The organism is Rahnella sp. R3(2024), from assembly GCF_042920125.1.
Taxonomy (GTDB): Bacteria; Pseudomonadota; Gammaproteobacteria; order Enterobacterales; family Enterobacteriaceae; genus Rahnella; species Rahnella rivi.
In genome coordinates this window covers 92,490-115,387 of the sequence record NZ_JBHGBU010000003.1, presented here as the reverse complement: position 1 = coordinate 115,387, position 22,898 = coordinate 92,490, and the positions used below count along the sequence as shown (strand labels likewise).

Sequence of the window (22,898 nt, the reverse complement as noted above, 5' to 3'; positions counted from 1 at the left end):
ATTTTGTAGAGACTAAAATCTGGCCCGATGGGGTTGATTACCAGCTCATGTCAAGAGTCACCGCCGCCGTGGCCGGACCGGGTTCTGCGGTCGTCCGTGGGCATAACACCCAGACCAGTGGATCAGACCAGTTCGTGCTGGTAGTGACCGTGTGCAGGCTGACTTTCGTGCCGTCCATCGGCAATGAGGAAGTGCGGTCTGCACAACCGGCTTCTGTGGTCGCGAATGCGCCTAGAAAACCGCGCACATCGCCATCAACGGTGCCGCTGGCCGACTTCATCGGAATGCTGAAATGGTCACCGGCCTGTGTTTTCGGCGTTACCGAATAGGACACCGGCAGCGCGGTGCCGGAAGGATTACTGCACGTCACATCCACCGAGGAGTTCACCGCGACCTTGCGGTCATCCGGCGTGACATCACCGAAAGCAATCGCAGGCGTTGAATTCACCGTACAGTCCATGCCGCTCCACGCCAGCGACAGGATACGCCGGTCAAAGGTCGCCGGCGTGACGTTCCAGCTGTAGCCACGCCCGGCCTGCGCATAGACAGTTTTCACCGCCATTTTGGCGGCTCCCGGCTGCACATAGACGCCGTAACCCATTGCCGACTGCGAACCGCCGCCGCTGTTCATTTCCACCGCGCCGAACGACTGGTTAAAGGTGGTCTTCACCCCCAGACAGTCGGAGCGCACACTGATGTCGCCGCTGCCATTGCCGGATTTGTCCCATGACGCGGAAGACACGGTGTTCAGATCCGGCGCGCCGTTAGGGATAAACGTGCCACCGGTGGCGAGCGGGTTCATCGTCCCGGAATTGATAACAATCTGGCCGGATATAGAACCGAACGGGATCACCAGAATGCCGGGGGAAATCTCATAACCGCGATAACCGTCATAGGATTTCATCGGATACATCGACGCACATCCCGCGCTGGGCACCGGCACGGGGGAAACCACCACGGTGCCCGCGACACCTGATGCCATAAAAGGCACCACGTTTTGTGAGTAATACCAGCCGGGTTTATTGCCCGGAATGGTATCGCCCTCGGTCCACGTCAGCCGGGTGTTGACCACGTCACTGACCACCTGATAACCCGATTTCAGCTCGAGTGCAGCGCAGTTCATTCCCCACATCAGAGCCACAGACCCCAATAACATCCTTGCAGTCATGACTGCTCCTTAAATTGGTGTGCATTAAGGCCGCGCAACGGTGCGCGGCCTTTTATCAGCGGCATTCGCCGTTCAGCTGAATAACCGGCATTTGTGCCGTCGGTTTCAGCCCCTTCAGGTCATAACTGACGCGGCACTGTTTATCGTTGCCTTTGCCCCACGACACCGCCAGCTGGCCTTTTTCCGGCAGGCCGGTCAGATACACCTGGCCGTTATCGCCGACGATGCCGGTGATTTCCTCACGACCCGTGTTTTCCAGCAGTGATGCGGTGGCGCCGAACGGCACTACGCCGCCAGCCCGCGTCAGGGACATCAACACCTGATAACCGATACGCGTGGCAAAGTCAGTTTTCACCACCGCGCCGTTGGTCGGGTACACCACTTTCTGGTTTTGCGGCAAATCGACGTTGTCCGGTAACGTGCTCGGATCGAGACCGACGTTGTTGCGGCTGTAATCCGACAGATACGGCACCACGGCGAACCCGCGCGAATCGGTTTTGCCACCGCCATTAGACAGGCTGACGCCTTCCGCACCCGGCGCGCTGACCAGCGCCACCGAACTGCCCAGGGGACGTGACAGCGTCACACCTTGCGCATGGGCCACCGCGCCACCGCTCATGTTGACGTTCATCGAACGCATGTCGTTTGAGTAACCGTAACCTGCAGAAACGTTGCCTTTGCTGCCCTGATAACCCAGATTCAGGTTGCTGTTACTGGCCTGATCCTGATTGCCCCAGCCCTGCATTACGCTGTACGACAACGCGCCGTTCTGGTTGCTGCCGGAAATCCCCGCCTGATTCTGCGTGCGTCCATGGTTGTCGTGAGATATCTGGCTGGTCGCGTAAGTGTTTTGCAACGCAGACGAATAGCTGAAGATGCTGAACGGCACGCTCAGGTTGAAGGAAACCTGACGGTTTTCCGGCCAGTCGCCGTTGCCTTTCATGCGATCCACGGTGTAATACATGCCGTAGCTGACGCCGTGATAACTGCCGTTGTAACCGGATGACAGGCTGGTTAGCGTTTTGGTCGACCCCCAATAATCATCACGGTTGGCGCGCAAACTCACCGAGCCATAATCCCCAAGTTGCTGTGTTACCTGCGTCTGGAAACTGCTGCGCCGACGGCTCATCGTCCACGGCGACACATCATCCTTCTGCGCATAACCCATGCTGTTGTATTCCGCGAAACTGTAATAATTTCGGGTGGAATAACGCAGCGCCGTCAGGTCAAAAGAAGTGCCGGTGGTCAACATACTTTTGGAGTAACGCACCCGCCATGACCCCCCCGCCTGACGATCTTTTTCTTCCAGCTTCGTGCTGGAGAAAGTGCCGTCCACAGACATTGCGCCAAGATCGCCCAGCGAAATACCTGAACCCATGCTCAGCGCACTGTAGTTTTGGGAGCCCAGCAGACCGCCGTACAGCGTCAGGTTTTTTGGTAAGCCATAAATCAGCGTCGCCAGCACGAATTCTGATTCGCGTGAGCCCTGCGTCGTACCGCCATCATAACGTCCGGCGGTCACTTCATATTTCATGGCGCCCGGTCGCAGCATCACCGGCAGGGAGGAATACGGCACCACGAAGCTATGCACGCTGCCATCGGCTTCGGTCACTGCCACGTCCAGGTCACCGGAGGACCCTGCCTGATACAGATCCTTAATTTCAAACGGGCCCGGTGCGACGTAGGTTTCATATACCACGTAGCCGTTCTGACGCACGGTCACGCGGGCGTTACTGCTGGCTACGCCGGTGATCAGCGGCGCAAAACCGCGCAGACGCGAAGGCATCATCTGTTCGGACGAATTCAGCTGCACGCCGCGGAACGGCACGCCGTCCAGCACGTCACTGCCAGTATTGGCTTCGCCCATGGTCACGCGAGAACGCCAGTCACGGATATCGCGCGACAGATAGGTATTGGAAAAATGCGTGCTGTCGTTATTACTGCTGCTACCACTGGTATCAGTGTGGCTGTGCGTCAGCGTACTGCGCAGCCGCCAGGCACCGGCGTTTGCGCCGGTCTGCACGTTGGCAAACAAGTTGTTATTCACGCGGGTATCGCTGTTGAGCGTCTGCTCATTGCGACCGGCACTGACGTTGTAGTTAAACAACATCGCCGGAATGCCGTCGTCCCACTGTGACGGATCCGTCTGGCTGTCACTGCCCGGCTGCATCGCCACCTGCGGGATGCTGACGTCCAGCCGCAGGCGGGATAAATCGAATTTCACCGCGGATTGCGGGATAAGCACCGTCAGATCATCCACCGGTTTGTCTTTCGCTAAGCCTTTAAATGCAGGCAACTGATCCACATTCACACCCAGCGCGCCGAGCAATTCCGGCGTCAGTTCAGGCGCAATATTGCCGTGGGCGTTTTTGCCGAACACCAGTTCGCGGGAGACCGCTTCACGCTGGTTGACGAAGATAGTGACCGGATACTTCCCTTCCGCCACGCCGCCCGCCAGGGAAAACGCGGAGAGATCGACATCCGATGCGCCGCTTCCCAGCGACAGCAATTCAGGATCGAAGTAATCTGCTGCCCACGCGTTCTGGCAGCTCATTAATACAAACAGCGCAAGCGTTTTGCGCGGGAAGGCGCGGGTGCTGGCTGCCATTCCGTTAGTCCTTAAACAGGATGTCAATTTCTTACTCAAGGTCGTTCCCTGCTCTGTAATATATGATTAGCGATTCCGGATTTCCCCGGTCTTACAATGTCTTACGCTGGGCGGGCGTCACCCGGCTGTCTTCGCCGATCACCTGCCATTCCACCTCGCCCCGCGCCCCTTCAGGAACGGGATAGCGCTGCTGCCCTTTCGGCGGTACCAGCGTGCGCAGATCGGCTGCCGGTAAGGTTTTTCCGCCCACTTTCAGCTGGCTGAAGTTGAGGTAAAACGGCGTCGGGTTATCCACCACCAGCGCATCCCCTTGCAGGCTGAAACGCAGCTGCTCAGACGCCTTAGTGACGCCGCCTGGCGGTAAACCTTCCGGTCGGTAGAACAACTTCATGTTGTTGACCACCGCGACCACCAGCTGGCCGCCGGTCTGGTTGTCTTTATCCGGCACCGACGGGATACCTTTTACCGACAGGTAAAACACTGATTCCCTGTCCTGCGGCAGCGTCATGTCGGTAAGACGGATACGCAGCTGGAGCTGTTCACCCGGATCAACACGTTTTAACGGCGGCGTCACCAGCAGCGGAATGGCCGTGGCGGGCGCTTTATCGTTTTGTTCTGTCGCCGGTAAACCGGTGGCCAAATCCAGCGGCCGCACCCATGACTGCATCAGATACGCACGGTGGGTGTTATTGGTCATTGACCAGGTGATGCCTTTGGTTTCCGATGCCGGATACACAAGGCGGAACTGATTGATCGACAGGCCGGAAGGCTGTTCCGGCGCGGCAACACACGGCAATGCCAGTGCCAGCGCGGCAATCAGCAGCGGCACTTTCAGCGAAAACGTCATGATTTCCCTCCGTTCCGCACAGCGGCTGAAAATAGCGGGCTGTTGCCGCCGTAATCATTAATCACCGTCCACTGCGCCTGCTTAACCTGACCACTCACCGGATAACTGGCCTGCGAGAATGGAGGGATCATCGGCACAACGTCTCGCACCGCCACGTCGTGGCCATCAAACGCCAGACGTGAAAACGTCAGGAAGTAAGGCGTCGGATTTTTTACCTCGATGCTGCCGTCCTGAAGATGAAACGTCAGACGCCCCTGCGCTTCCTCCGCCGTCATCGGCAGCCCTGCAGGGCGGTAAAACAGCTTGATGGTGTTCTGAATACCAACCGAAATCCGCGCCGCCAGCGAGGCGTCTTCCGCTTCTTTCGGTTCCGTCATCGCAGGTACGGCGATCGCGGTGAAATAAAACACCGACTCACGGTCAGCAGGCAGCGCCGCATCGTCCTTACGCAAAATGCGCAGGGTGTTTTTGCTATTTTCTTCCAGCCGGAACAGCGGCGGCGTGGTCAGAAAAGGCGCAACTTCACGGCCTTGCGGTGACCCGACGACCGCCGACTGCACCAGATAAGGCCGGGAACCGTGGTTTTGCACGGTCAGCGTCTGGGCGCTGTCGGTTGACTGAAAAATCACCCGCGTACGGCTGAGGCTGATCCCCCCATCAGCGGCAAAAGCGCCCTGAATCAGCGTCACAATGCCCATTAAAATGAGTGCGGCACGGCGTACTAAAAGAGAAATAAACTGCACAGAAAACCCCTTACTGATAGGCGAAATCAAAGGTGACGCTGGCGTTCAGCGTGCCGCCTTTGGTGGCGGCATCGCTGCATTTGGTGCCACAGGACAGCGCCGCTTTCAGCGGAATGCTGACGTTGCCGCCATCAAAATTGGTGGCGTTCAGCGGCACCGGCAGCAACGTGGTGTTGTTCACCACATCACCCGTCGCGTTCACGATGCGTACGCCGTAATTCACCACCTGTGAGGACGCCGGTTGCAGGAACAGAAAATCGCCGGAACTTGTGTTGCCGGTTCCCGACACTTTCACCACAGGTTTTTGCACCGCACCGACAAAACCGGCGCACTGCGACAGGGTCACCGTCAGCGGTAACGGATTGGCCAGGCTGTCGCCGCTGCGGATACCGGAAGACTGCACCGCGCCGAAATCCAGCACCGGCGGCGCGGAAACCTGGCAGGTCGGCGCCTGGAATGTGGCCGTAAACTGCACCTCTGTTGCCGCCACCGCGTGACCCGCCATCGCCAGCAGGCACAGGCAAAGCGAAGCCCTCAGGGCAACGTGGTGTCCTGATAAAGAAATGTGATTTTTCATGGTGTCTGTCTGTTGAAAGCGTTAAGGGAAAATAAAGGCGAAGGTGATTTTTGCGCTGACCGCACCCGCCGTCAGCAGCGGATCACCGGCGCTACGCACCAGTCCCACCGAGAAAGGTTGCACAGATGTGCCGTCATCCTGAGTGATCGCCACCGAATCACCGGGCGCAACCGTACCGGCCGCGTTATAAAAATCACTGAGGTTATTCAGCGTGCCTTTTTTCAGCATAAAACCGACGTACTTCGCCGTGGAACTGGCCGAGCGAAACAGCTGCGTGTCGCTGAGCTGAGCGGATTCCCCGGACACAGTCAGCGACGGCGTTTTGCCCTGCATTCCTTCGCAGTTCACACTGACCGCCAGTGGCAGAATGGCGGCGGTACCGGTCGCAAATTGCGTAACATCTTTTGTGTCGAATTTGAGCGTCGGCGTGTCGATCGCCACCTGACAATTGCCATCCATTACCGTGGCTTTAATGTCAGTGGTGGCAGCCAGTACCTGACCGGCAGAAACGCCGGATAAAATCAGCAAAAGTGCCGATGAAACCTGTTTAATTAACCGTGCCACGGAACGTCTCCACACCGCCAAAATCGTTAATCGCTGCCCACTCGGCTTTGCCCTGCCCGGCTGTCACCGGATAATTATTTGATGCGAAAGGCGCAATCATGCTGGTGCCTTTAATAACATCGAGCGGGATCTTTTTGCCGTTAATCGTCAGTTTGTTTAGCGAGATAAAATACGGCGTCGGATTGGACACCTTCACGCTCTGGCCTGCTCTGGAAAACTGCAATTTGCCCATCGCTTCTTTTTGCGTCATCGGCAGGTTATCCGGACGATGGAACAGCTTCAGGGTATTACCGGTCGCCACCTGTAAGGTTCCACCGACTTTATTATCATTATTTTCCTGACCTGTTTTACCGGTCGGGATCGCCAGAATATTTAAATAAAAGACCGACTCCCGGTCACCCGGCAGAGAATTGGATTTTTTCAGGATCCGGATTTTATTAGCGGAATCAGGCTCGATGCGAAATAACGCCGGGGTTGGCATGAACACGCTGTTCGATGATTTCGCTGAGAGACTTTCTGAAATACCGACATTAATAAGATAAGGTTGATTATGAGATCGGTTATTAATGTCAATACTCTGACTGCTGTCAGATGCCGTAAAAATAATGCGGGAGGAACCCACCGCAATACTTGCGATTGCTGGCGGGGTCAATAATATCCCCAGGCTTAAAATAACGCCTAACTTGTGAATAAACTTCATAATGTTCTCTGCCAGTTAATTGAAAAAGAGAGGTTTCATAGAACCTCTCTTTTCCGGACGCTTATTGCCGTACTGCTCGCGCCTTACGACGGGTCCCGTACTTCAGGTTCTTTACGCTTAGTTGCTCACGTAAGAGATTTTGATCGGCGCGTGGTAAGCACCCGGCAGAACGTTAGCTTTATCCAGAACGGCCATACCGGTGTTGAAGGTATAAGTCAGTGCGCCAGTCATATCAGCAACAACCGGGATGCTGGTGTTGTTGGTCACTTGAGTGGTGCCGTCTTCACGGGTCATCATGAAACCTGCGGACTGAGCAACGTCGCTCACGAACACAGTTTCGTTACCGGTCGCAACGATACCGCTGACCTGTAAAGCACCCGCTTCGTCTTTGCTACAGTTTTTCAGGGACACCAGCAGTGGTTCTTCACCAATCTGTTTTTTCGCTGCGTCGAAAGCGATTTTAGAGAAAGAACCGACATTCAAGGTGGAAGCGCCGTTATTTGCCGTCACTTCACACGTGGTGTCGACAATATTGCCCTGCAGCTGGACGTCAGCCTGAGTTGCAGCCTGAACCTGACCTGCCAGAGCCATCATCAAAGCAACAGGCGCAAGGGCGATAATTTTTTTCATTACTAAATCCTTTATTCAATATAAGTATTACAACAAGAGAAAAGTTATTTCAGCCTGCCGTGGCTGAGGAGGAGATAATACTCAGGGGAGAAAAGATAAAATATCAGAGAGGCTTTATTTTCACGAAGGGCGCAGACTACATGTGTAGGATAAAAAATATATTACAATGGCAGAGTTTATTAATGGCGGGAAGTTTTAGTATACATTTCAATAGCGCTGTTGAACATCCGTATTTGTTGTTCCAACACATTAAGATTTTCTTTAATCACCGGCCCGGTTTCTCCGGCGGCCAGAGCGTCTTCTAATTTTTCGGTAAGTTCATGCAATGCCGTCGCACTCAGCAGTTGCAAAGTGCCGTTAATGCGGTGCAGGTGATGTTGCAGGACGCCCCATTCATGCTGCGCCAGCGCCTGTGATGCGGCAGTTAGATCCTTTTCATTCTCCGTCCGCGACTGTTCCAGCATCTGCATCATCAGTTTTTTGTCGCCGAGACTGTGCGCTTCCAGCGTCGGCATATCGACAAACTCTTCCAGCGCCAGACTCGCGGCGGGCAGGTTCACGCCGCTGAGGGCGGCTTTCAGTTGTTGCAGGTCGATGGGTTTAAACAGGCACATATTCATGCCCGCCGCCAGACAGCGTTCTTTTTCGTCGGTCTGCGCGTTGGCAGTCAGCCCCCAGATCACCATCTGCTGATCGCGTTCCCGCACCCGCCGCGTCAGCGTGATGCCGTCCATATGGGGCATATTCAGATCGGTGATCAGCAGGTCATACTCTTGATTCTGGATGAGACCGAGTGCCTGAAGGCCGTCTTCGGCCTCATCCACATGGTAGCCGAGCATGTCCAGCTGACGGCGCAGCAACAGCCGGTTGGTCGGATTATCTTCGGCAATCAGGATGCGCAATGTGACTGGCAGGGTCGCCTGCTGCTCGGCGATCAGCGGCACGGCGGGCGCATGGTCAGAGGATTGCGTCATCAGCGTGACCATCATGGTGGTGCCCATGTCCGGCTGACTGGCGATGCTCATCTGCCCGGCCATGCGTTCCACCATTTCACGGCAAATCACCAGTCCCAGCCCGGAGCCGATATTGCGCTTGCCGACCTGCGTCTGACTAAAAGGTTTGAACAGTAGCTGCTGCTCACCGGCGCTGATCCCAGGTCCGGAATCCCGCACGCTGAGTGACAAGCATACCCTTTCCTCGCCCAGCGCCTGCGTGTGCGCCATCACCTCGACACCACCTTCCTGCGTAAACTTGACGGCGTTACTAAGCAGATTCGCCAGCACCTGTTTGGTGGCCTGCGGATCGAGCCACAGGGTTTTGCCCGCTTCGAGGCGGCAGTCCACCGTCAGCCTGAGGTTTTTCTGCCGCGCCAGCCCGTCGAAATTCGCCACCGTGGTGTGGATCAGCGAGTCCAGATCGACCCATTCCGGTGTCAGGGTAAAATTGCCCGACTCGATTTTTTCCATGTCCAGCACGTCTCCAATCAGGCCGATCAACGTCTGCGCGGTGCTGTAGGCCAGTTCGATGGTGTCTTTGACTTCTTCTGCGCTTTGTTTACGCGTGGTCAGCAGTTCCAGGAATCCCATGATCGAGCTGACCGGCGTGCGGATTTCATGGCTCATGCTGGCGAGAAAACGGCTTTTCGCCTGACTGGCATCGATGGCTTTGTCTTTCTCGACCTGCAACGCTTTCATCAGTTGACGGGATTCGGTGATGTCCTGCCAGCCGCAAATCAGGGTGGCGGGCAACTCATCCGGCATCCGGCATGAGGTGAGCCAGTGCAGGATCAGGCGATCTTCTTCGCCATTATTAAGCACCAACTGATGAGTGATCACCGTATCCGGCGACAGCCCTTTCTGGATTTCCTGCTGAACATCGGGGAACACATCCGCCAGCGGGCTGCGGCGGTCATACAGCGAATAGCGCATGGCCTCGCGGCGTTCCGGCGTGAAGAATTCACCAAAGGCGCTGTTGTGGCTTTCCAGTTCACCGTCCGGCGTGATGACATACACCGGCACCGGAATGGCGTTGGACAAGGTCTGACGCAGGATCAGCTGATAACTCAGCGCCGCCTGCGACGCCTTGCCTCGGCTGATAGCCCGCAGAAGGTAGACACCCCACAGCAGGCTGCTGATGACCAGCAATGCGGCCAGTCCTGCCACCAGATAAAATGGCCGGTTATACAGATTCCAGGTGCCGATTTTCACATCCGGCGCTTTCACCCATTTCCCGGCCAGATTGAGGATCTCTTTCGGCGGAATATCATCCAGCGCCTTGTTCAGAATACTTTGTAATTCCAGCGCGTCTCGCGGGATAGCAAAGGCAATTTGTGCCGACGGCTCATCCGGAATGCGGGTATAGGTCATCATCTCAGGATAATAGTGATCGATGATAAACCGCGACGCGAGCTGGGTAGACACCACAGCGTCCACATCGCCGAGCATCAGTTTGCTCAGCGCCGTACTGGTATTTTCGGCAATCACCCAGGTCACGCCTGGATATTTCTTCTTCAGCTTTTCACTCAGCGGATGATACGCCGGTATTGCCACTTTCGACCCAGGCGACAGACTATCCTCCTGCCCGCTTGTGGCGCGGGTCACCAGCACAAACGGCGTGGCAATAAACGGATGGGTAAATAACATCTGCTCTTCGCGTTCGGTACTGTGAGTGGCCGTGGGCAGAATATCCCAGCCGCCTTTACGCATGATATTCACCATGTCGCTGTTGGAATTGGCGATCACCGGTTCGAAGGACAAGCCGGTCTGCAACTGGATCAGGTTGAGAATATCGCCAAGGAGGCCGCGGATTTCCTGATTGTCGTCAATCATGCTGAACGGGGCATAATACGGGTTAATCAGCACATGCAGCACCGGATGGCGGGAGACCCAACGTTCTTCCTGCGGCGTGAGTTTCATCGCCTTATTTAAAAAGGAAATATTGCCGTTATCCACCCAGGACTGCGCCACCTGTTTGTGTGTCTGCTCGCTCAGGGAACTGATGAAGGCATCGAGAATGCCTCGTAACTGCGGCTGGCTGGCGAGCACAATAAACGCGTTGCCGGTCTGAGGTTCACGCCAGAATTTCACCATGTCCAGCGCCTGATAAAAATCGCGCACCAGAATAAAACTGGAGGTGAGATTGTTACCGAAAAAGTAGTCGTTTTCTTTATTGGCAACCGACGCCAGCGCCAGATAGTTATCCGCATAGGCGGTGATCTGCGCCTGCGGAAACACCGTTTTGATAAAGGCGTCGGAAGGATAGCCTTGTTTAATTGCCACTTTCACCGCGTCATGCTCATCCGACAAAGGTTTCATCACGTCGGCCTGACGGGTCACCAGCGTCGGAAAAGCGCGGACCAGCGGCAGCGAGGCGGCGAACGGTGCCGCCAGCGGTTCTCCCCCCGACGGGGAGGTCAGGATCAGATCAAGGTTGCCGCCCTGCAGGGCAGTCAGGGCCTGTCCCTGATCCGCATAGTGTTTGATCACTACGCGGACTTGCAGTGAATTTTCCAGCAGCAACAAATAATCGGCGTTCATCCCCCGGTAACGACCAGTGGAGGTATTCATGTTCAACGGCGGAGTTTCCGTGCCATACACGCCGACAGTCAGTGTCCGTTTGGCCGCCAGCCACAGCAGATCAAGGTGGCTTAACGGCAGCGCAGGGGTAAAGACCTGATAATCGCTTGCAAGGGTGAGGGTTACTGGTTCAGGCGTGGCCGCGCGCAGCGGGCAGACGACTACCAGCAAAAGAAACATCATGGCCATCACCCGGCGGATCATGGCATTACCCGATTTTATTGCGTTGGGCAAAAGAGAAGAGATCCATTAACGACCTGCAGTTCAGTTTTTCCATTAAGCGGCTTTTGTAGGTGCTCACCGTTTTATTGCTGATGTTCATCTCCGAGGCAATTTTCATATTATCAGTACCCGCGAGAATATACCGCATCACTTTGATTTCCTGACTGGACAGCGACTGCAACATTTCTTGCTCCGAGGAAAGGCTGCCCATAAAAGCATGCAGGGATAAAGGAAAATAACTGTAGCCATTCAGGGAGGCATTTACCGCCGCGATAATATTGGTCATCCCCTCTTTTTTACTAATAAAGGCGTTCGCCCCCGCATCAGCACTGCGTTTGCCGTAAAACAGATCGTTCTTGGCAGACACCACAATAATAATACGGTTAAATGCTTGCTTACGCAGTTTTTCGACCACCTCAATGCCGCTCATCACCGGGATATCTACATCCACGATCACCAGATCCGGATACAACTGATCCACTAGGTGCAACGCCTGTGCGCCATCACCGGCTTCACCGACCACGGTGATCCCCTCGCTTTCCAGCAAGTTTCTGATCGCCATACGGGCTAGCGGATGATCGTCAACAATGACCGCATTTAATTTATGGGTTTTGCTCATGCTCTGGCAGTCTTCTTTTTCAGCAAGGGGACTATTTTCAGTCTACATACTCCGAATGCCCATTTCTATGCATATTAAGAAAAATAGTATCTGATAATTAATATCCACTTCGGACTTCACGTGTAGGATATTCCCTGCAAAAGTTTCCGATGCGTCTGGTGTATTTCAGCGGCAGTGACGTTTATTCTTACTTTTCAATTTCAATGATGGATCACCTCAACACGCGTCGGTATGCGTGGGGTTAACTATTCTCATGAAGAGAACCGAAAAACAATTAATATTTCTGGCTTTATTTTTTATATTTAACTTGCTGTGTGTTCCCTGTTTTTATTTTAATTCGCCCCCTCCGCCAGAAATCCACCGTATTTATATTGCCAGAAATCCCCTCCCGGTTTCCGCCCCCTTGAATAAGCCGGAGGAGCCGGTTATGACGGTGAAGCGGGTCGAAACGTTCAGCATGGTTAAAGCGCGTTACGCTAGAGATGACCGTAATAACGCCCGTATTCTGAAAGCACAGATGGCCTATCAGGAGGCATTGAATGATTACAACCGCCGGATCCAGTCCGGCGGCGCGTCGGCAGTGTCGCAGGAAGATATTCAACACGCTCTGATCGCCGTGAACAGCAGCAAAGCCGCGCTGGATAAAGCCATTCAAATATACCGGCGCACCTTGCAGGCTGATCAGTGTCAGCTTTAACCTTCGTCTTTCTTTCGGTAATTTTGACGACCACTGACGCATTAAACTGCCCGAGCGTCAGCGCCCGGCCGGGAATAGCACTCAGTCTGGCGGTGAAGTTTGTCGTCACCTTATTCACATTGTTCAGCGCGGCAAAATCATCGTAACGATTGAAGATAATCCCTTGATCCTGATCGTAATACAGCATCATTTTCGCGCCATTTTGCAGGCCAATGTCGTTGTTATCCAGCAACGAACTGGCGGTGGAAAACTCGGCCTGTAGCGAGAAATTATCCTGCCCCCCCTGCTTAATCGCTTTGATAGGGCTATGTTGAACAATTCGGATTTAGATAAAAGCGCCTTTCGTCACTGACTTCCTCAGACAATCCACACACTTTCTGGCATCCCTGCACACGTCATTTTTGTTTAAGGCACGGATCATGGCCATAACCTCCCCAACCTGCGCATCATAATCCCGCAACGTAAGATGCCCACCAATAGCTGTTTGACACGGTACATTGCCGTTTTAGCCACCAAACGTCGGTTGTAAGCCGTGTGCCATTTTCAGTATGCATTGCTTTCGTGAGCCGTTGCCGGGCAACCGCCTGATTTCTGACGGCATACTCCACCTGCATTAGCCGGCGTGCGTTCGCGGCGAGATAAGCGCCTTAATTTTTTTGCGCAGCAACTCGTTGTGGCACCGTTTTGTGTCATAAGCACTGTCGGCACAGGCAGCCCTGATTTTCCTGTGCGTCTGACGGATAAGCCCCCGAATGCCTTTGCATCAGTCACGTTGTTTAGGGACAGGTCAGCGCAGATAATCTCATGCGTATCAGCGTCTACCGTCAGGTGCAGTTTCCAGTAGACACGGCGCATTTCCTGGTCGTGTATTTTCACCTTCCGCTCACCCTCATCGAAGACTTTAATCCGGTTGGATCGATAATCAAACGGGCAATTTCACCGCGTGTCGGGTTTTTGAATGGGATGCTGACGGATTTAGCCTGCCTGCTGATGGAGGAATAATCCGGGCAACGGAGCGGGAATGTGATGATCTGATCCTGATCATGACCAAAAGTTCGATTTATTCAACAAAGCTCATAACCGTGTCAGAACGATTGAGGGACGATGCCAATAACAATTCTTCTAAAGGGCGTTTGATTTTTGAGTTATCCACTTTTAAACAGCTTAGATCCAATAATAAGATCCTATATAGATCATCTAATAGATCAAAAGAGATCCCAGCTCCTCTGTAAGCCACGTTCTACAAGGGTTTAATCGGCATTGCTAACCACTATGAGAAGTAAACCAACCGCTATAATGAGCATATTAACCACTATGAAGGGCAAATTAACTTCGCTGGTGAGGAAGTTAAAACCACTACAGTGAGTAAATCAGCAATCGAGCTGTGGATAGTGTTCTTACAAAATGACTTTGATAAGTCGCTGAAACCTATAAATAATCCTCAAGGTGATTGATTTGGTGAAAATAATGTTCACAGTTTAATCACTGAGTGAGTTCTCGGTTGTGATCACTCCGAGGATCTTTATCTACAAACTTAACGCTCTGTTTTTAAAGTTATCCTATGCTTCGATCCAATAATAAGATCCTTATAGAACCTATAAGACCCAAAGAGATCCCCGCTCCTCTGCAGACCTTGTCCTATCTGGGAAAAACTAAGATCGTTAACCGCTGTAGTCAGTAAAACAACCACTGTGAAAAGCAAACTAACCACTATGACCTGTGGTAAAACCGCTATAGTGAGTGTTAGTATCCACTGTATTGTGTATTACGAGTCTCTTATCCACATTCCTTGTGAGAGCTGATAATGTCTGAAAATGAGCCTAAAAACATAGAGATAGCGAAGGCTTTCTCTGAAACCGATAAGCGAACGGGTGAACTTGTTACTCTGGTTCCTAACAGCAATAACACTGTTCAGCCTGTAGCATTGATGCGGTTGGGCTTATTTGTACCTACTTTGAAGTCTACTGCCCGCGGCCGTAAGGGTCAGATGAACTCAATGGATGTCACTTCTGAGCTGAAGCAGCTTTCGATCGTGAAGTCTGAAGGATATGAGAACATTAAGATCACCGGTGCACGGCTTGATATGGACAACGATTTCAAGACCTGGGTTGGGATCATCCATGCTTTTGCGAAGCACAAGGTCTTGGGAGACTCTGTATACCTGCCTTTCGTTGAGTTCGCTAAATTATGTGGCATTCCCTCAGCACGCTCCTCAGCGAAGCTCAGGGCGCGTCTGGAAGCCTCTCTTGAACGTATCGCAACTAACACGTTGTCTTTTTCGAACAAAGAGGGGGACTATTACGTTACCCACCTTGTTCAGTCAGCAAAATACAGCCCGAAGAAGGACGCCGTAGAGCTGCAGGCAGATCCGAAGATTTTTGAACTTTATCAGTTCGATAAAAAAGTTCTTCTCCAGCTACGTGCCATCAATGAACTCTCCCGCAAAGAGTCTGCTCAGGCTCTCTATACGTTCATCGAAAGTCTTCCGACTGATCCCGCTCCGATTTCCATGTCTCGCCTGCGTGCTCGTCTTAATCTGACATCACGAGCCATCACACAGAACGCAACTGTTCGTAAGGCGATGGAACAGCTTAAGGCTATCGGCTATCTCGATTATACGGAGGTCAAACGTGGTAAAGCTGTGTACTTCTGTATCCACTATAGGCGGCCAAAATTGAGGCCGGCTCAGATCCCTACGGGTATTGGTGACGATGTCTATGACGTCCTGGACGATGAAAATATCATTGATGTCTCCGCTGAGAAGGATAGCGACTCGGCAGCGCCGCGTGAGATGGTTATGCTAACCAAAGAAGAGCTTGAGTTGCTTGAACAACTTCGCCAGGCGAAGAAATAGTTTCATTGCCCTGTTATTCCCTGAAGCCGAAAGTCTGCTGAAAAAAGTAGATAGCAGGCTTTTTCCTTAACCACTGTGGCAAGCAAGCCAACCACTGTAGTGAGCAGACTATCCACTGCAAACAGCATGCCGGGCATTATAAAATTCATCTAACCACTGTCGTCAGTAATCTCTACTCACTGTAGTGGTTATTTACTTATTTCGACATTACCCCCCTAGTAGTCACTAACCCGCAATCCTATATATCCTCTGAGTCAGTGGTCACTAACTTATTACGATCTGTCGCTATTTGCACTCTATAGTGGTTAATGCTCATCATAGTGGTCGTTACTGACTACAGTGGTTTTCTACTCCCTCTAGTGGATATCACTCGCTGTAGTGGTTGGTACTTACCATAGTGGATATATGCCCACTCAAAGAGAATGTTCTCTATAGTGGATGTGTAAAATGCCTAACTGTAGGTAAGCGATTGTTGTAGGGGGGGGATTTGAGACACTGTCACTTCTGCTGTGATACTCCTGAAACACTCCTTATGAGGTCTCTTAGGCACTGTGCGCTGGCACTTATCCTCAAAACGGTTTGATCCACTATTTTGGGCGCTTAGCAGTGCCGCTATTTGAAATCCTCTCAGCATGTGTACTGTCTATACTTAGAATTCTAACTGAGGGCTCTTTATGTGTGGACGATTTACCCAGTACGCACCGCGTTCTCACTATATCGATGTGCTTTCCCCTGACAGAGAATTCGCAGGCGGCATCGATGACATCCCTATTGGCCGTTATAACGTCGGTCCCGGGCCGCGCGTGCTCATAATCAATCAACGCGATGATAAAATCTTTCTCGATCCTGTTAGTTGGGGGTATCAGCCCACCTGGGCAAAAGAATCAAAGCGACCACCGATGATTAACGCGCGTGTAGAGACAGTGGCAACGAGCAGGATGTTCAGACCCCTGTTCGAACATGGACGCGCGTTAGTGATAGCCGATGGCTGGTATGAATGGAAAAAAGATCCGGCTGATCCGAAAATTAAGCAGCCCTACTTCATCTACCATAAATCACATTCTCCCTTATTTTTCGCTGCGATAAGTCGTTTTCACCCTGATGCCTTAGAGGTCCCGGATGATGATGGTTTTGTTATCGTCACAGCTGCCAGCGACGAAGGGCTACTGGATATCCATGACCGCCGGCCACTGGTATTAGAGCCTTCAGATGCACTTGAATGGTTAGACTGCGATACTTCCCCGCAGCGCGCTCTTGAGATAGCGCAGATGCAGTCGGAACCCCTGTTTGAATTTCAATGGCATCCGGTGAATAAAAAAGTTGGTAGCATAAGAAATAATGGTTCCGAGCTAATCGAGCCTGTTGGGGATCTAATAATTTAAAGTTTGACGCGCAAAAGTTCACTGAAGCGTGTTGTATATGCTGGAGAGAGCATCTGACGCTTCATTTCCCAGGATTTTTGCACGCCTTGGCCAGCGAACCACACCCGCCCTTTCCCGCTATGATTGATTCCATCGAGAACCGCCATCAGCTGCTCACTATTAGAACGCGGCTTGTTCTCGTCGAAAAGAACCAACTGTGCGATACCCTGACTGTAAAAATCCCCCAGCATCACGCCGCATTTCTGAAAGCGATGGCCCTCTTGCCATATTGCATCCAGACATTTAGTTGCGGCAGCCACAATATCCCTGCTGTCCTGCGTAGGTATCTGAAGCTTTGTTCCCGCTGTTTTACCGTAATAAACTTCATTCACAGCAAAAGGGCTTGTTTTGATGAACGCAGAGATATGCCGGCAGTATTGATGCTCACCCCGGAGTTTCTCTGCAGCCCGCACGGCATGGCTACATATCGCTTCACGCATCATTTCATATTCTGATACGCGATCACCGAATGACCTGGAACAAACGATTTGTTGTTTTGTCGGTGCGAACTCTTCCAGTTCTAAACACGGCTCTCCACGTAACTCTCTTACTGTACGTTCAAGTACAATGTTGAAGTGCTTGCGGATCAGAGGAGTTGGGGTATCTGCAAGCTGCAGGGCAGTTTTAATCCCCATATCATTTAACTTTTTTGAAATCCTGCGTCCGACACCCCAGACTTCCCCGACTTCAACGAGTGCCATCAGTTTTCGTTGACGTGTCGCTAGCGAAAGGTCAACAACGCCACCCGTTTTTGTCCATTTTTTTGCGCTGTAATTGGCTAATTTTGCTAACGTTTTGGTTGGTGCAATGCCTACACCTACAGTGAGTCCGGTCCACTGGAGAACTTTGGCTCGCACTTCCCTTCCGAACTCCTCCAGATCCTTGCAGTTACTGACTCCCTGCAAATTCATGAATGCTTCATCAATGCTGTATATTTCTACGGCTGGAGACATCTCCTCTAACACCGTCATTACCCGTGTGCTCATATCTGCATAGAGCGCGTAGTTACTGCTGAATGTCACGATCTTATGCTGCTCGAAAAGCGCCCGCATCTTGAAGAACGGATCGCCCATCTTGATACCGAGTTTTTTTGCTTCGGCGCTGCGGGCAATTACGCAACCATCGTTGTTGCTTAAAACCACGACAGGTCTACCCTTCAGGTCAGGCCTGAAAACAGTTTCACAGCTCGCATAAAAACTGTTTACATCAGCTAGGGCGAACATTACTGAAATCCGTTGATGCTGAAAGTCACAACGCCAAACACTTCCAGTTCATCTCCGCCGTCATGCAACACGATGGGAGGGAAGTCCGGATTCATTGGCACCAGCTGAACAACCGGGTGTAAGCAGAGGCGCTTAACAGTGTATTCACCTGCAAGCGAAGCAATGATGATATCGCCATGCTTTGCCTGTAGACTCCTGTCAACAACAAGCATCGAACCTTCATAAATGCCCGCATCAACCATACTCATCCCTGTGGCCATCACAAAGTAAGTGGCGGCTGGATGATTTATACAGAGCTCGTTTAAGTCAATGCCCTTCTCAATATAATCCTGCGCCGGCGAGGGAAATCCAGCCTGAACTTTATCTTGAAAGAAAGGGGTCAGCAGCTTCAAAGGCTCAGGTGTTGGGTAAAAGACATTCATGATTGATACTCACTAAATACTGTTTATGCATACAGTATAATCATGGGTTCTTTAGCTTGTGAAGGGCTTATGCTTAGAAAAGTCTTAGGCTGCTGATCAGCAAGGAAACAAAAATTTTGCCCCCCTATTCCTTCAGTTCTCAACGTTTCTTCTGTCTTACTTTAAATATGTTTGGAATATGACGTAGCTTTTTCTTACTGAAGAAGTCATGGGGGATTAAATGGAAGCGGTATTTCATAAGCATGCATACGGAGGGTTCTTGTTGATGAAATGTAGAACTTGATGCTGGGAAGTACTCTCTGCCGGTAATGTTCTGGTTAGAATCTCGCGGTTCGACTTAATTTTCTGTAAGCCCACAGTATGCGGTCAGGGCTTAGGTCGACAATTGGTTTATAGTTAACTTCATGTTTATAAAGTCTAAATTTTTCTCGGTTGCGAAGTTACGCCGTAACTATTGCTTATTGAAGAAGCAAACTATATGAATAAGTATTACTTCATACATAATAATTACTCGATAATACTTCACATATGTATTTTATGAGTTATCATTTAGGAAATGCTACTTTCGATATCACAGGTGACAAATGATCACGATTATTGGATGCAATAAAGGCGGTGCTGCCAAAACAACAACGGCCATCAATCTGGCAGTTGGTCTGGCTCTTCGTGGAGAGGACGTTTGTCTTGTCGATGCTGATGTTCAGCGTTCCGCTTCCAGATGGTATGCAGAGCGCGAAGCCTCAGGTATCACTCCATCCATTACCCTGATTGAAAAACGAGACAACATTTCCCAAACGCTGAGAAGCCTGGATGAAAAGTTTGCTCATGTCATCGTGGACGTCGCGGGACGCAACAGCCGGGAGTTGATCACGGGGGGGACCGTTGCCCATCAGATTATCGCGCCCCACCAGTGTTCACAGTTAGACCTGGATACTATGGTTGAACTGCAGCAGCAGCTGGAAAGTATGCGCGATTTGAATCCTGAGCTTAAGGCCTACTGCTATCAAAGTATGGCGACGACTAACCCGCTGTTGCAGGGTAACGAACGACATGAGTTTCTGGAGTATGTGCGTGAGTTTGAAGGGCTTATTCCTTTGACCGCCACAGCATGTTACCGAAAGGTTTACCGTGATGTTATGTCAGAAGGTAAATCAGTACTCGAGACATCTAACGAAAAAGCCAAGGCAGAAGTTCTGGCATTGCTGAATGAGGTATTTTAATGGCCTTAAAGAAACCCCCATTTTCAAATCGCCGAGTCGTAACAGAAGCTGAAGCTGACGCTCTGGCTAACAGACTGGCCGACCGCCCTTATGGTGACGAAAAAGTTGTTGCTGAACCTGCGCAGGAAATTCTGACAAGGACAACTATCTCTTTACCTCAGAACACGCTGCGAGAGATTGAAGATCTTGCCCTGCATAATAAGCGTAATGGTATTAGCCCGAAAAGCGTAAGTGCAATCATTCGTGATGCCCTGGATACTTACCTTAAAAAGGTTTGATACCAAGCGGCGTTGGTAACCAAGCGGCTACCAATGCCGTTTTCACCAATCTCATACATTTCCTTAGCCACCGTGTTCCTTATTGCCTTCTCTCCTTTCCAACGTCTCCCCTTGAGTTCAACGTTTCAAGAACACTCTCAATCCAAGGTATCGGAATCATTTCTGAGTGGGTTTAATCATTATTAGATAATAAGTATTAAGTAATAAATCACACTTAACACTGCCCTCCTGTGGTTTAGATTATTTATGAAATACCAAGTGTGAAATGTGATTTTTGTGGGTTTTAAGTTCAGGCATAACAAACTATATTACTGAATAAATGATGTTTCATACTTCATAAATCATAAGTGACACATCATATCGATTACTGAACTTCTCCGAAAAACGTTGAAGGCATGCCCGTCTTTGTATGATTTTATCAGAGCGTATGTCACAACACATAAGTGTGAAGTATTAGTAGTTACTTAATCATTTTTTTATTGTTTATACGCTATTCATAATTCATACCCATGTAATAAGAATTATTACATCATACATCATACTTCCTAACTCCTAACTCCTAACTCCTAACTCCTAACTCCTAACTCCTAACTCCTAACTCCTAACTCCACAGTGACATTTACCATTAGCTTGAAAGGATACTTATCCATAGAGAACAGCATGGGAGACATTGGGAGGTCGAGTGTCTATGCACAAGCATGCTGATAGAGAGGTATTAAAAGTTCAAAAAGTGTTATTTATGAATTCATAATTCATAATTCATTCATGTGATTAACGCGTGGTGTCGGGTTGATTCTATGACGGGGGACTTGGCCGTGTGCGTGAGGTAGAGCTAATGACCATGGTAAACGTGTTAATGAATGATAATGCTTACTATTTCATAATTATTTTTTATGATCAAAGTTATAGCTTTCTTTATCACGTAGTACTTCATAGTTCACAATTCATATTTACTATTTAACATTTTTAAAGTTCTCTGTGGTGTTTTGCTGAGAAAATAAAATGCGTTCAAATAATGCATGAGGATTCTTAGTGAATAACAGTAAACGGCGCGATAGGCATTGCTGAGGTTGGATCTTTTTGAACAGAGTTTCATTCATATACATATATATAAGTAACTTGCAGTTTCGGAAAATCAGGGGCAGGGCGTCACCTTCGGCACGGCTGTCGTGAACAGAGCCAGGCTGCCTGTCTCTGCCCTTCGGGCTTCCATCCTGACGCAAAATCCCCATCACGCTTGCAGCGGCCAATGGCCGCGCCGCTTCACTGGCCTGCGGTAAAGCAGCAGGCCGCTGTCGGGCAACGGCGATTCGCTGCCGCTCGTCGTCGTTGCGGTGGTATCCGCTACGCCCATCTTGGGTGCCGTCTCTCCAGTTAAGCCCCTCTCGCCGGGGCTGACCAAAACACAGCCTCTGTCGCCCGTCCAGGGTAAATATACGCCCCCAAAACTTTTCCTCGTACCTCCGAAAACTTTCGTGTTCGCCCCGGACGTTCGCCCTCGTCGGTGTTTTTTACGCCCTTGCGGCGAAGGAACTCAACTGGAGATGTGGTAACACCCCGCCAGAAATACAGCCGGATACCACAAAACGTCAAGGTCGCGACAAAGCGAATCTAACCGAAGATATGGGCTAAAAGCCCTGAAAGATAAGGAGTGTCATCATGGCAGAACGTGGAATTAACAAAGTCATTATCGTGGGTAATTTAGGTCAGGCATCGGAACTGCGCTACATGCCGAACGGCGGCGCGGTCGTCAGTCTGACGCTGGCCACCTCTGAAAACTGGCGTGACAAAGTCACCGGCGAACAAAAAGAAAAAACAGAGTGGCACCGCGTGGTCGTGTTCGGAAAGCTTGCCGAAATTGCCGGTGAATACCTGACCAAGGGTGCAAAAGTCTACATCGAAGGTCAGCTGCAGACCCGCAAATGGCAGGACGAGCAGGGCATCGACCGTTACACCACGGAAATTGTGGTCAAGGCAAACGGCACGATGCAGATGCTGGGCAGCGCACAGGGCAACCGTCAGTCGGGTGACGCAGCGGGTTCACAGGCACCGACAAATGCCCCGTCTCATTCCGGCGAACTCGCCGCTGACGCGAAACCGGCAAAAACCGCGCGCGGCAAAAAATCCTCCAAAATGGCACCGGCGCAGCAATCCGCACCTCAGGGGGGAGAATTCCCACCGGTTGATTTTGACGATGATATCCCGTTCTGAAGATGACCTTTGACATTAACCGCCCCGTATTTTCGGGGTATCACAGGGAGTACCGAGTTATGGAAAACCACGATCACGTTCTGCTGCCGGAAGATACTTTTACCCGCCAACAGGCTGAAGGCGTTGCAGATGCTTACGAGAATATCGCGATTGAGGACGATCAGGGTTCTCATTTCCGTCTGGTTGTGCGTCACCGCATTGATGGCCAGATGCTCTGGCGGGGATGGGATTTTGAACCGCAAGCCGGAGCGGAGCTTAACAAGTACATCGTCAGTCACGGTGTGAGTAAAGAGTAAGACAGGCTGTAAAGGTGCCGGAC

The 22,898-nt window shown here is 51.3% G+C and carries 19 protein-coding genes and 1 pseudogene; 7 read left to right on the top strand and 13 right to left on the bottom strand.

Features of this window, described 5'->3' with window-relative positions:
• Positions 1-37: 37 nt before the first annotated feature.
• The 10 genes from ABSH60_RS23860 to evgA all read right to left on the bottom strand — a co-directional run bounded on the left by ABSH60_RS23860 (position 38) and on the right by evgA (position 12,253).
• Positions 38-1,168: a hypothetical protein gene (locus tag ABSH60_RS23860; RefSeq protein WP_390976625.1), complete on the bottom strand. Its 1,131-nt coding sequence runs from the start codon at positions 1,166-1,168 to the stop codon at positions 38-40.
• A 55-nt stretch (positions 1,169-1,223) separates the two neighbouring features.
• Positions 1,224-3,776: a fimbria/pilus outer membrane usher protein gene (locus ABSH60_RS23855; protein WP_390976623.1), complete on the bottom strand. Its 2,553-nt coding sequence runs from the start codon at positions 3,774-3,776 to the stop codon at positions 1,224-1,226.
• 91 nt (positions 3,777-3,867) lie between these two features.
• On the bottom strand, positions 3,868-4,623 hold the full coding sequence (locus ABSH60_RS23850) for a fimbria/pilus periplasmic chaperone (protein ID WP_390976621.1): 756 nt from the start codon (positions 4,621-4,623) through the stop codon (positions 3,868-3,870).
• Positions 4,620-5,366, bottom strand: coding sequence for a fimbria/pilus periplasmic chaperone (locus tag ABSH60_RS23845; RefSeq protein ID WP_390976620.1), 747 nt, complete (start codon positions 5,364-5,366; stop codon positions 4,620-4,622). The genes ABSH60_RS23850 and ABSH60_RS23845 overlap by 4 nt, the downstream gene beginning before the upstream one ends.
• A gap of 10 nt (positions 5,367-5,376) precedes the next feature.
• The gene (locus ABSH60_RS23840; RefSeq protein WP_217148712.1) at positions 5,377-5,943 is read right to left on the bottom strand and encodes a fimbrial protein; all 567 of its coding nucleotides are present in this window, start codon (positions 5,941-5,943) and stop codon (positions 5,377-5,379) included.
• A gap of 21 nt (positions 5,944-5,964) precedes the next feature.
• Positions 5,965-6,507, bottom strand: coding sequence for a fimbrial protein (locus ABSH60_RS23835; RefSeq protein WP_390976618.1), 543 nt, complete (start codon positions 6,505-6,507; stop codon positions 5,965-5,967).
• Entirely contained in the window at positions 6,491-7,207 is a 717-nt protein-coding gene (locus tag ABSH60_RS23830) for a fimbria/pilus periplasmic chaperone (protein WP_390976616.1), read from the bottom strand. Before ABSH60_RS23830 ends, ABSH60_RS23835 begins: the two co-directional genes overlap by 17 nt.
• 117 nt (positions 7,208-7,324) lie before the next feature.
• Positions 7,325-7,837, bottom strand: coding sequence for a fimbrial protein (locus ABSH60_RS23825; RefSeq protein ID WP_390976614.1), 513 nt, complete (start codon positions 7,835-7,837; stop codon positions 7,325-7,327).
• A gap of 179 nt (positions 7,838-8,016) precedes the next feature.
• A complete protein-coding gene (locus ABSH60_RS23820) occupies positions 8,017-11,595 on the bottom strand; it encodes a response regulator (protein WP_390976612.1) in 3,579 nt (1,192 codons plus the stop codon).
• Positions 11,596-11,620: 25 nt separating this feature from the next.
• On the bottom strand, positions 11,621-12,253 hold the full coding sequence (evgA, locus tag ABSH60_RS23815; RefSeq protein WP_390976610.1) for an acid-sensing system DNA-binding response regulator EvgA: 633 nt from the start codon (positions 12,251-12,253) through the stop codon (positions 11,621-11,623).
• Positions 12,254-12,680: 427 nt separating this feature from the next.
• On the opposite strand from evgA, the gene ABSH60_RS23810 reads away from it, so the two are divergent.
• Entirely contained in the window at positions 12,681-12,950 is a 270-nt protein-coding gene (locus ABSH60_RS23810; RefSeq protein WP_390976608.1) for a hypothetical protein, read from the top strand.
• 357 nt (positions 12,951-13,307) lie between these two features.
• Here the strand turns inward: ABSH60_RS23810 and ABSH60_RS23805 are convergent.
• Positions 13,308-13,981, bottom strand: a pseudogene (locus tag ABSH60_RS23805) (IS5 family transposase); the annotation flags it as partial.
• A 773-nt stretch (positions 13,982-14,754) separates the two neighbouring features.
• Here ABSH60_RS23805 and ABSH60_RS23800 point away from each other — a divergent pair.
• Both ABSH60_RS23800 and ABSH60_RS23795 read left to right on the top strand, forming a co-directional pair.
• Entirely contained in the window at positions 14,755-15,804 is a 1,050-nt protein-coding gene (locus ABSH60_RS23800) for a RepB family plasmid replication initiator protein (RefSeq protein WP_390976606.1), read from the top strand.
• A gap of 674 nt (positions 15,805-16,478) precedes the next feature.
• Positions 16,479-17,186 carry an SOS response-associated peptidase family protein gene (locus ABSH60_RS23795; RefSeq protein ID WP_390976604.1) on the top strand — a complete coding sequence of 236 codons (708 nt, stop codon included), beginning with the start codon at positions 16,479-16,481 and terminating at the stop codon, positions 17,184-17,186.
• Here the strand turns inward: ABSH60_RS23795 and ABSH60_RS23790 are convergent.
• Both ABSH60_RS23790 and umuD read right to left on the bottom strand, forming a co-directional pair.
• On the bottom strand, positions 17,183-18,448 hold the full coding sequence (locus tag ABSH60_RS23790) for a translesion error-prone DNA polymerase V subunit UmuC (protein ID WP_390976602.1): 1,266 nt from the start codon (positions 18,446-18,448) through the stop codon (positions 17,183-17,185). The genes ABSH60_RS23795 and ABSH60_RS23790 overlap by 4 nt on opposite strands.
• On the bottom strand, positions 18,448-18,870 hold the full coding sequence (gene umuD, locus ABSH60_RS23785; protein ID WP_101079546.1) for a translesion error-prone DNA polymerase V autoproteolytic subunit: 423 nt from the start codon (positions 18,868-18,870) through the stop codon (positions 18,448-18,450). Before umuD ends, ABSH60_RS23790 begins: the two co-directional genes overlap by 1 nt.
• 584 nt (positions 18,871-19,454) lie before the next feature.
• Here umuD and ABSH60_RS23780 point away from each other — a divergent pair.
• The 4 genes from ABSH60_RS23780 to ABSH60_RS23765 all read left to right on the top strand — a co-directional run bounded on the left by ABSH60_RS23780 (position 19,455) and on the right by ABSH60_RS23765 (position 22,875).
• The gene (locus ABSH60_RS23780; RefSeq protein WP_120509973.1) at positions 19,455-20,090 is read left to right on the top strand and encodes an AAA family ATPase; all 636 of its coding nucleotides are present in this window, start codon (positions 19,455-19,457) and stop codon (positions 20,088-20,090) included.
• The gene (locus tag ABSH60_RS23775) at positions 20,090-20,368 is read left to right on the top strand and encodes a ribbon-helix-helix domain-containing protein (RefSeq protein WP_120509974.1); all 279 of its coding nucleotides are present in this window, start codon (positions 20,090-20,092) and stop codon (positions 20,366-20,368) included. Before ABSH60_RS23780 ends, ABSH60_RS23775 begins: the two co-directional genes overlap by 1 nt.
• Before the next feature lie 1,659 nt (positions 20,369-22,027).
• Positions 22,028-22,579 (top strand): single-stranded DNA-binding protein, encoded by a 552-nt coding sequence (ssb, locus tag ABSH60_RS23770; RefSeq protein ID WP_390976599.1) that lies wholly within the window; start codon positions 22,028-22,030, stop codon positions 22,577-22,579.
• Between the two features lie 59 nt (positions 22,580-22,638).
• Entirely contained in the window at positions 22,639-22,875 is a 237-nt protein-coding gene (locus ABSH60_RS23765; RefSeq protein ID WP_390976597.1) for a DUF905 family protein, read from the top strand.
• Positions 22,876-22,898: the final 23 nt, after the last annotated feature.

Bases quoted from the DNA above. Each gene is read 5' to 3' on its own strand.
- evgA (WP_390976610.1), bottom strand. From the start codon at position 12,253: ATGAGCAAAACCCATAAATTAAATGCGGTCATTGTTGACGATCATCCG.
- umuD (WP_101079546.1), bottom strand. From the start codon at position 18,870: ATGAATGTCTTTTACCCAACACCTGAGCCTTTGAAGCTGCTGACCCCT.
- ABSH60_RS23830 (WP_390976616.1), bottom strand. From the start codon at position 7,207: ATGAAGTTTATTCACAAGTTAGGCGTTATTTTAAGCCTGGGGATATTA.
- ABSH60_RS23860 (WP_390976625.1), bottom strand. From the start codon at position 1,168: ATGACTGCAAGGATGTTATTGGGGTCTGTGGCTCTGATGTGGGGAATG.
- ssb (WP_390976599.1), top strand. From the start codon at position 22,028: ATGGCAGAACGTGGAATTAACAAAGTCATTATCGTGGGTAATTTAGGT.
- ABSH60_RS23790 (WP_390976602.1), bottom strand. From the start codon at position 18,448: ATGTTCGCCCTAGCTGATGTAAACAGTTTTTATGCGAGCTGTGAAACT.
- ABSH60_RS23775 (WP_120509974.1), top strand. From the start codon at position 20,090: ATGGCCTTAAAGAAACCCCCATTTTCAAATCGCCGAGTCGTAACAGAA.
- ABSH60_RS23780 (WP_120509973.1), top strand. From the start codon at position 19,455: ATGATCACGATTATTGGATGCAATAAAGGCGGTGCTGCCAAAACAACA.
- ABSH60_RS23855 (WP_390976623.1), bottom strand. From the start codon at position 3,776: ATGGCAGCCAGCACCCGCGCCTTCCCGCGCAAAACGCTTGCGCTGTTT.
- ABSH60_RS23840 (WP_217148712.1), bottom strand. From the start codon at position 5,943: ATGAAAAATCACATTTCTTTATCAGGACACCACGTTGCCCTGAGGGCT.
- ABSH60_RS23800 (WP_390976606.1), top strand. From the start codon at position 14,755: ATGTCTGAAAATGAGCCTAAAAACATAGAGATAGCGAAGGCTTTCTCT.
- ABSH60_RS23825 (WP_390976614.1), bottom strand. From the start codon at position 7,837: ATGAAAAAAATTATCGCCCTTGCGCCTGTTGCTTTGATGATGGCTCTG.
- ABSH60_RS23795 (WP_390976604.1), top strand. From the start codon at position 16,479: ATGTGTGGACGATTTACCCAGTACGCACCGCGTTCTCACTATATCGAT.
- ABSH60_RS23850 (WP_390976621.1), bottom strand. From the start codon at position 4,623: ATGACGTTTTCGCTGAAAGTGCCGCTGCTGATTGCCGCGCTGGCACTG.
- ABSH60_RS23820 (WP_390976612.1), bottom strand. From the start codon at position 11,595: ATGATGTTTCTTTTGCTGGTAGTCGTCTGCCCGCTGCGCGCGGCCACG.
- ABSH60_RS23765 (WP_390976597.1), top strand. From the start codon at position 22,639: ATGGAAAACCACGATCACGTTCTGCTGCCGGAAGATACTTTTACCCGC.
- ABSH60_RS23810 (WP_390976608.1), top strand. From the start codon at position 12,681: ATGACGGTGAAGCGGGTCGAAACGTTCAGCATGGTTAAAGCGCGTTAC.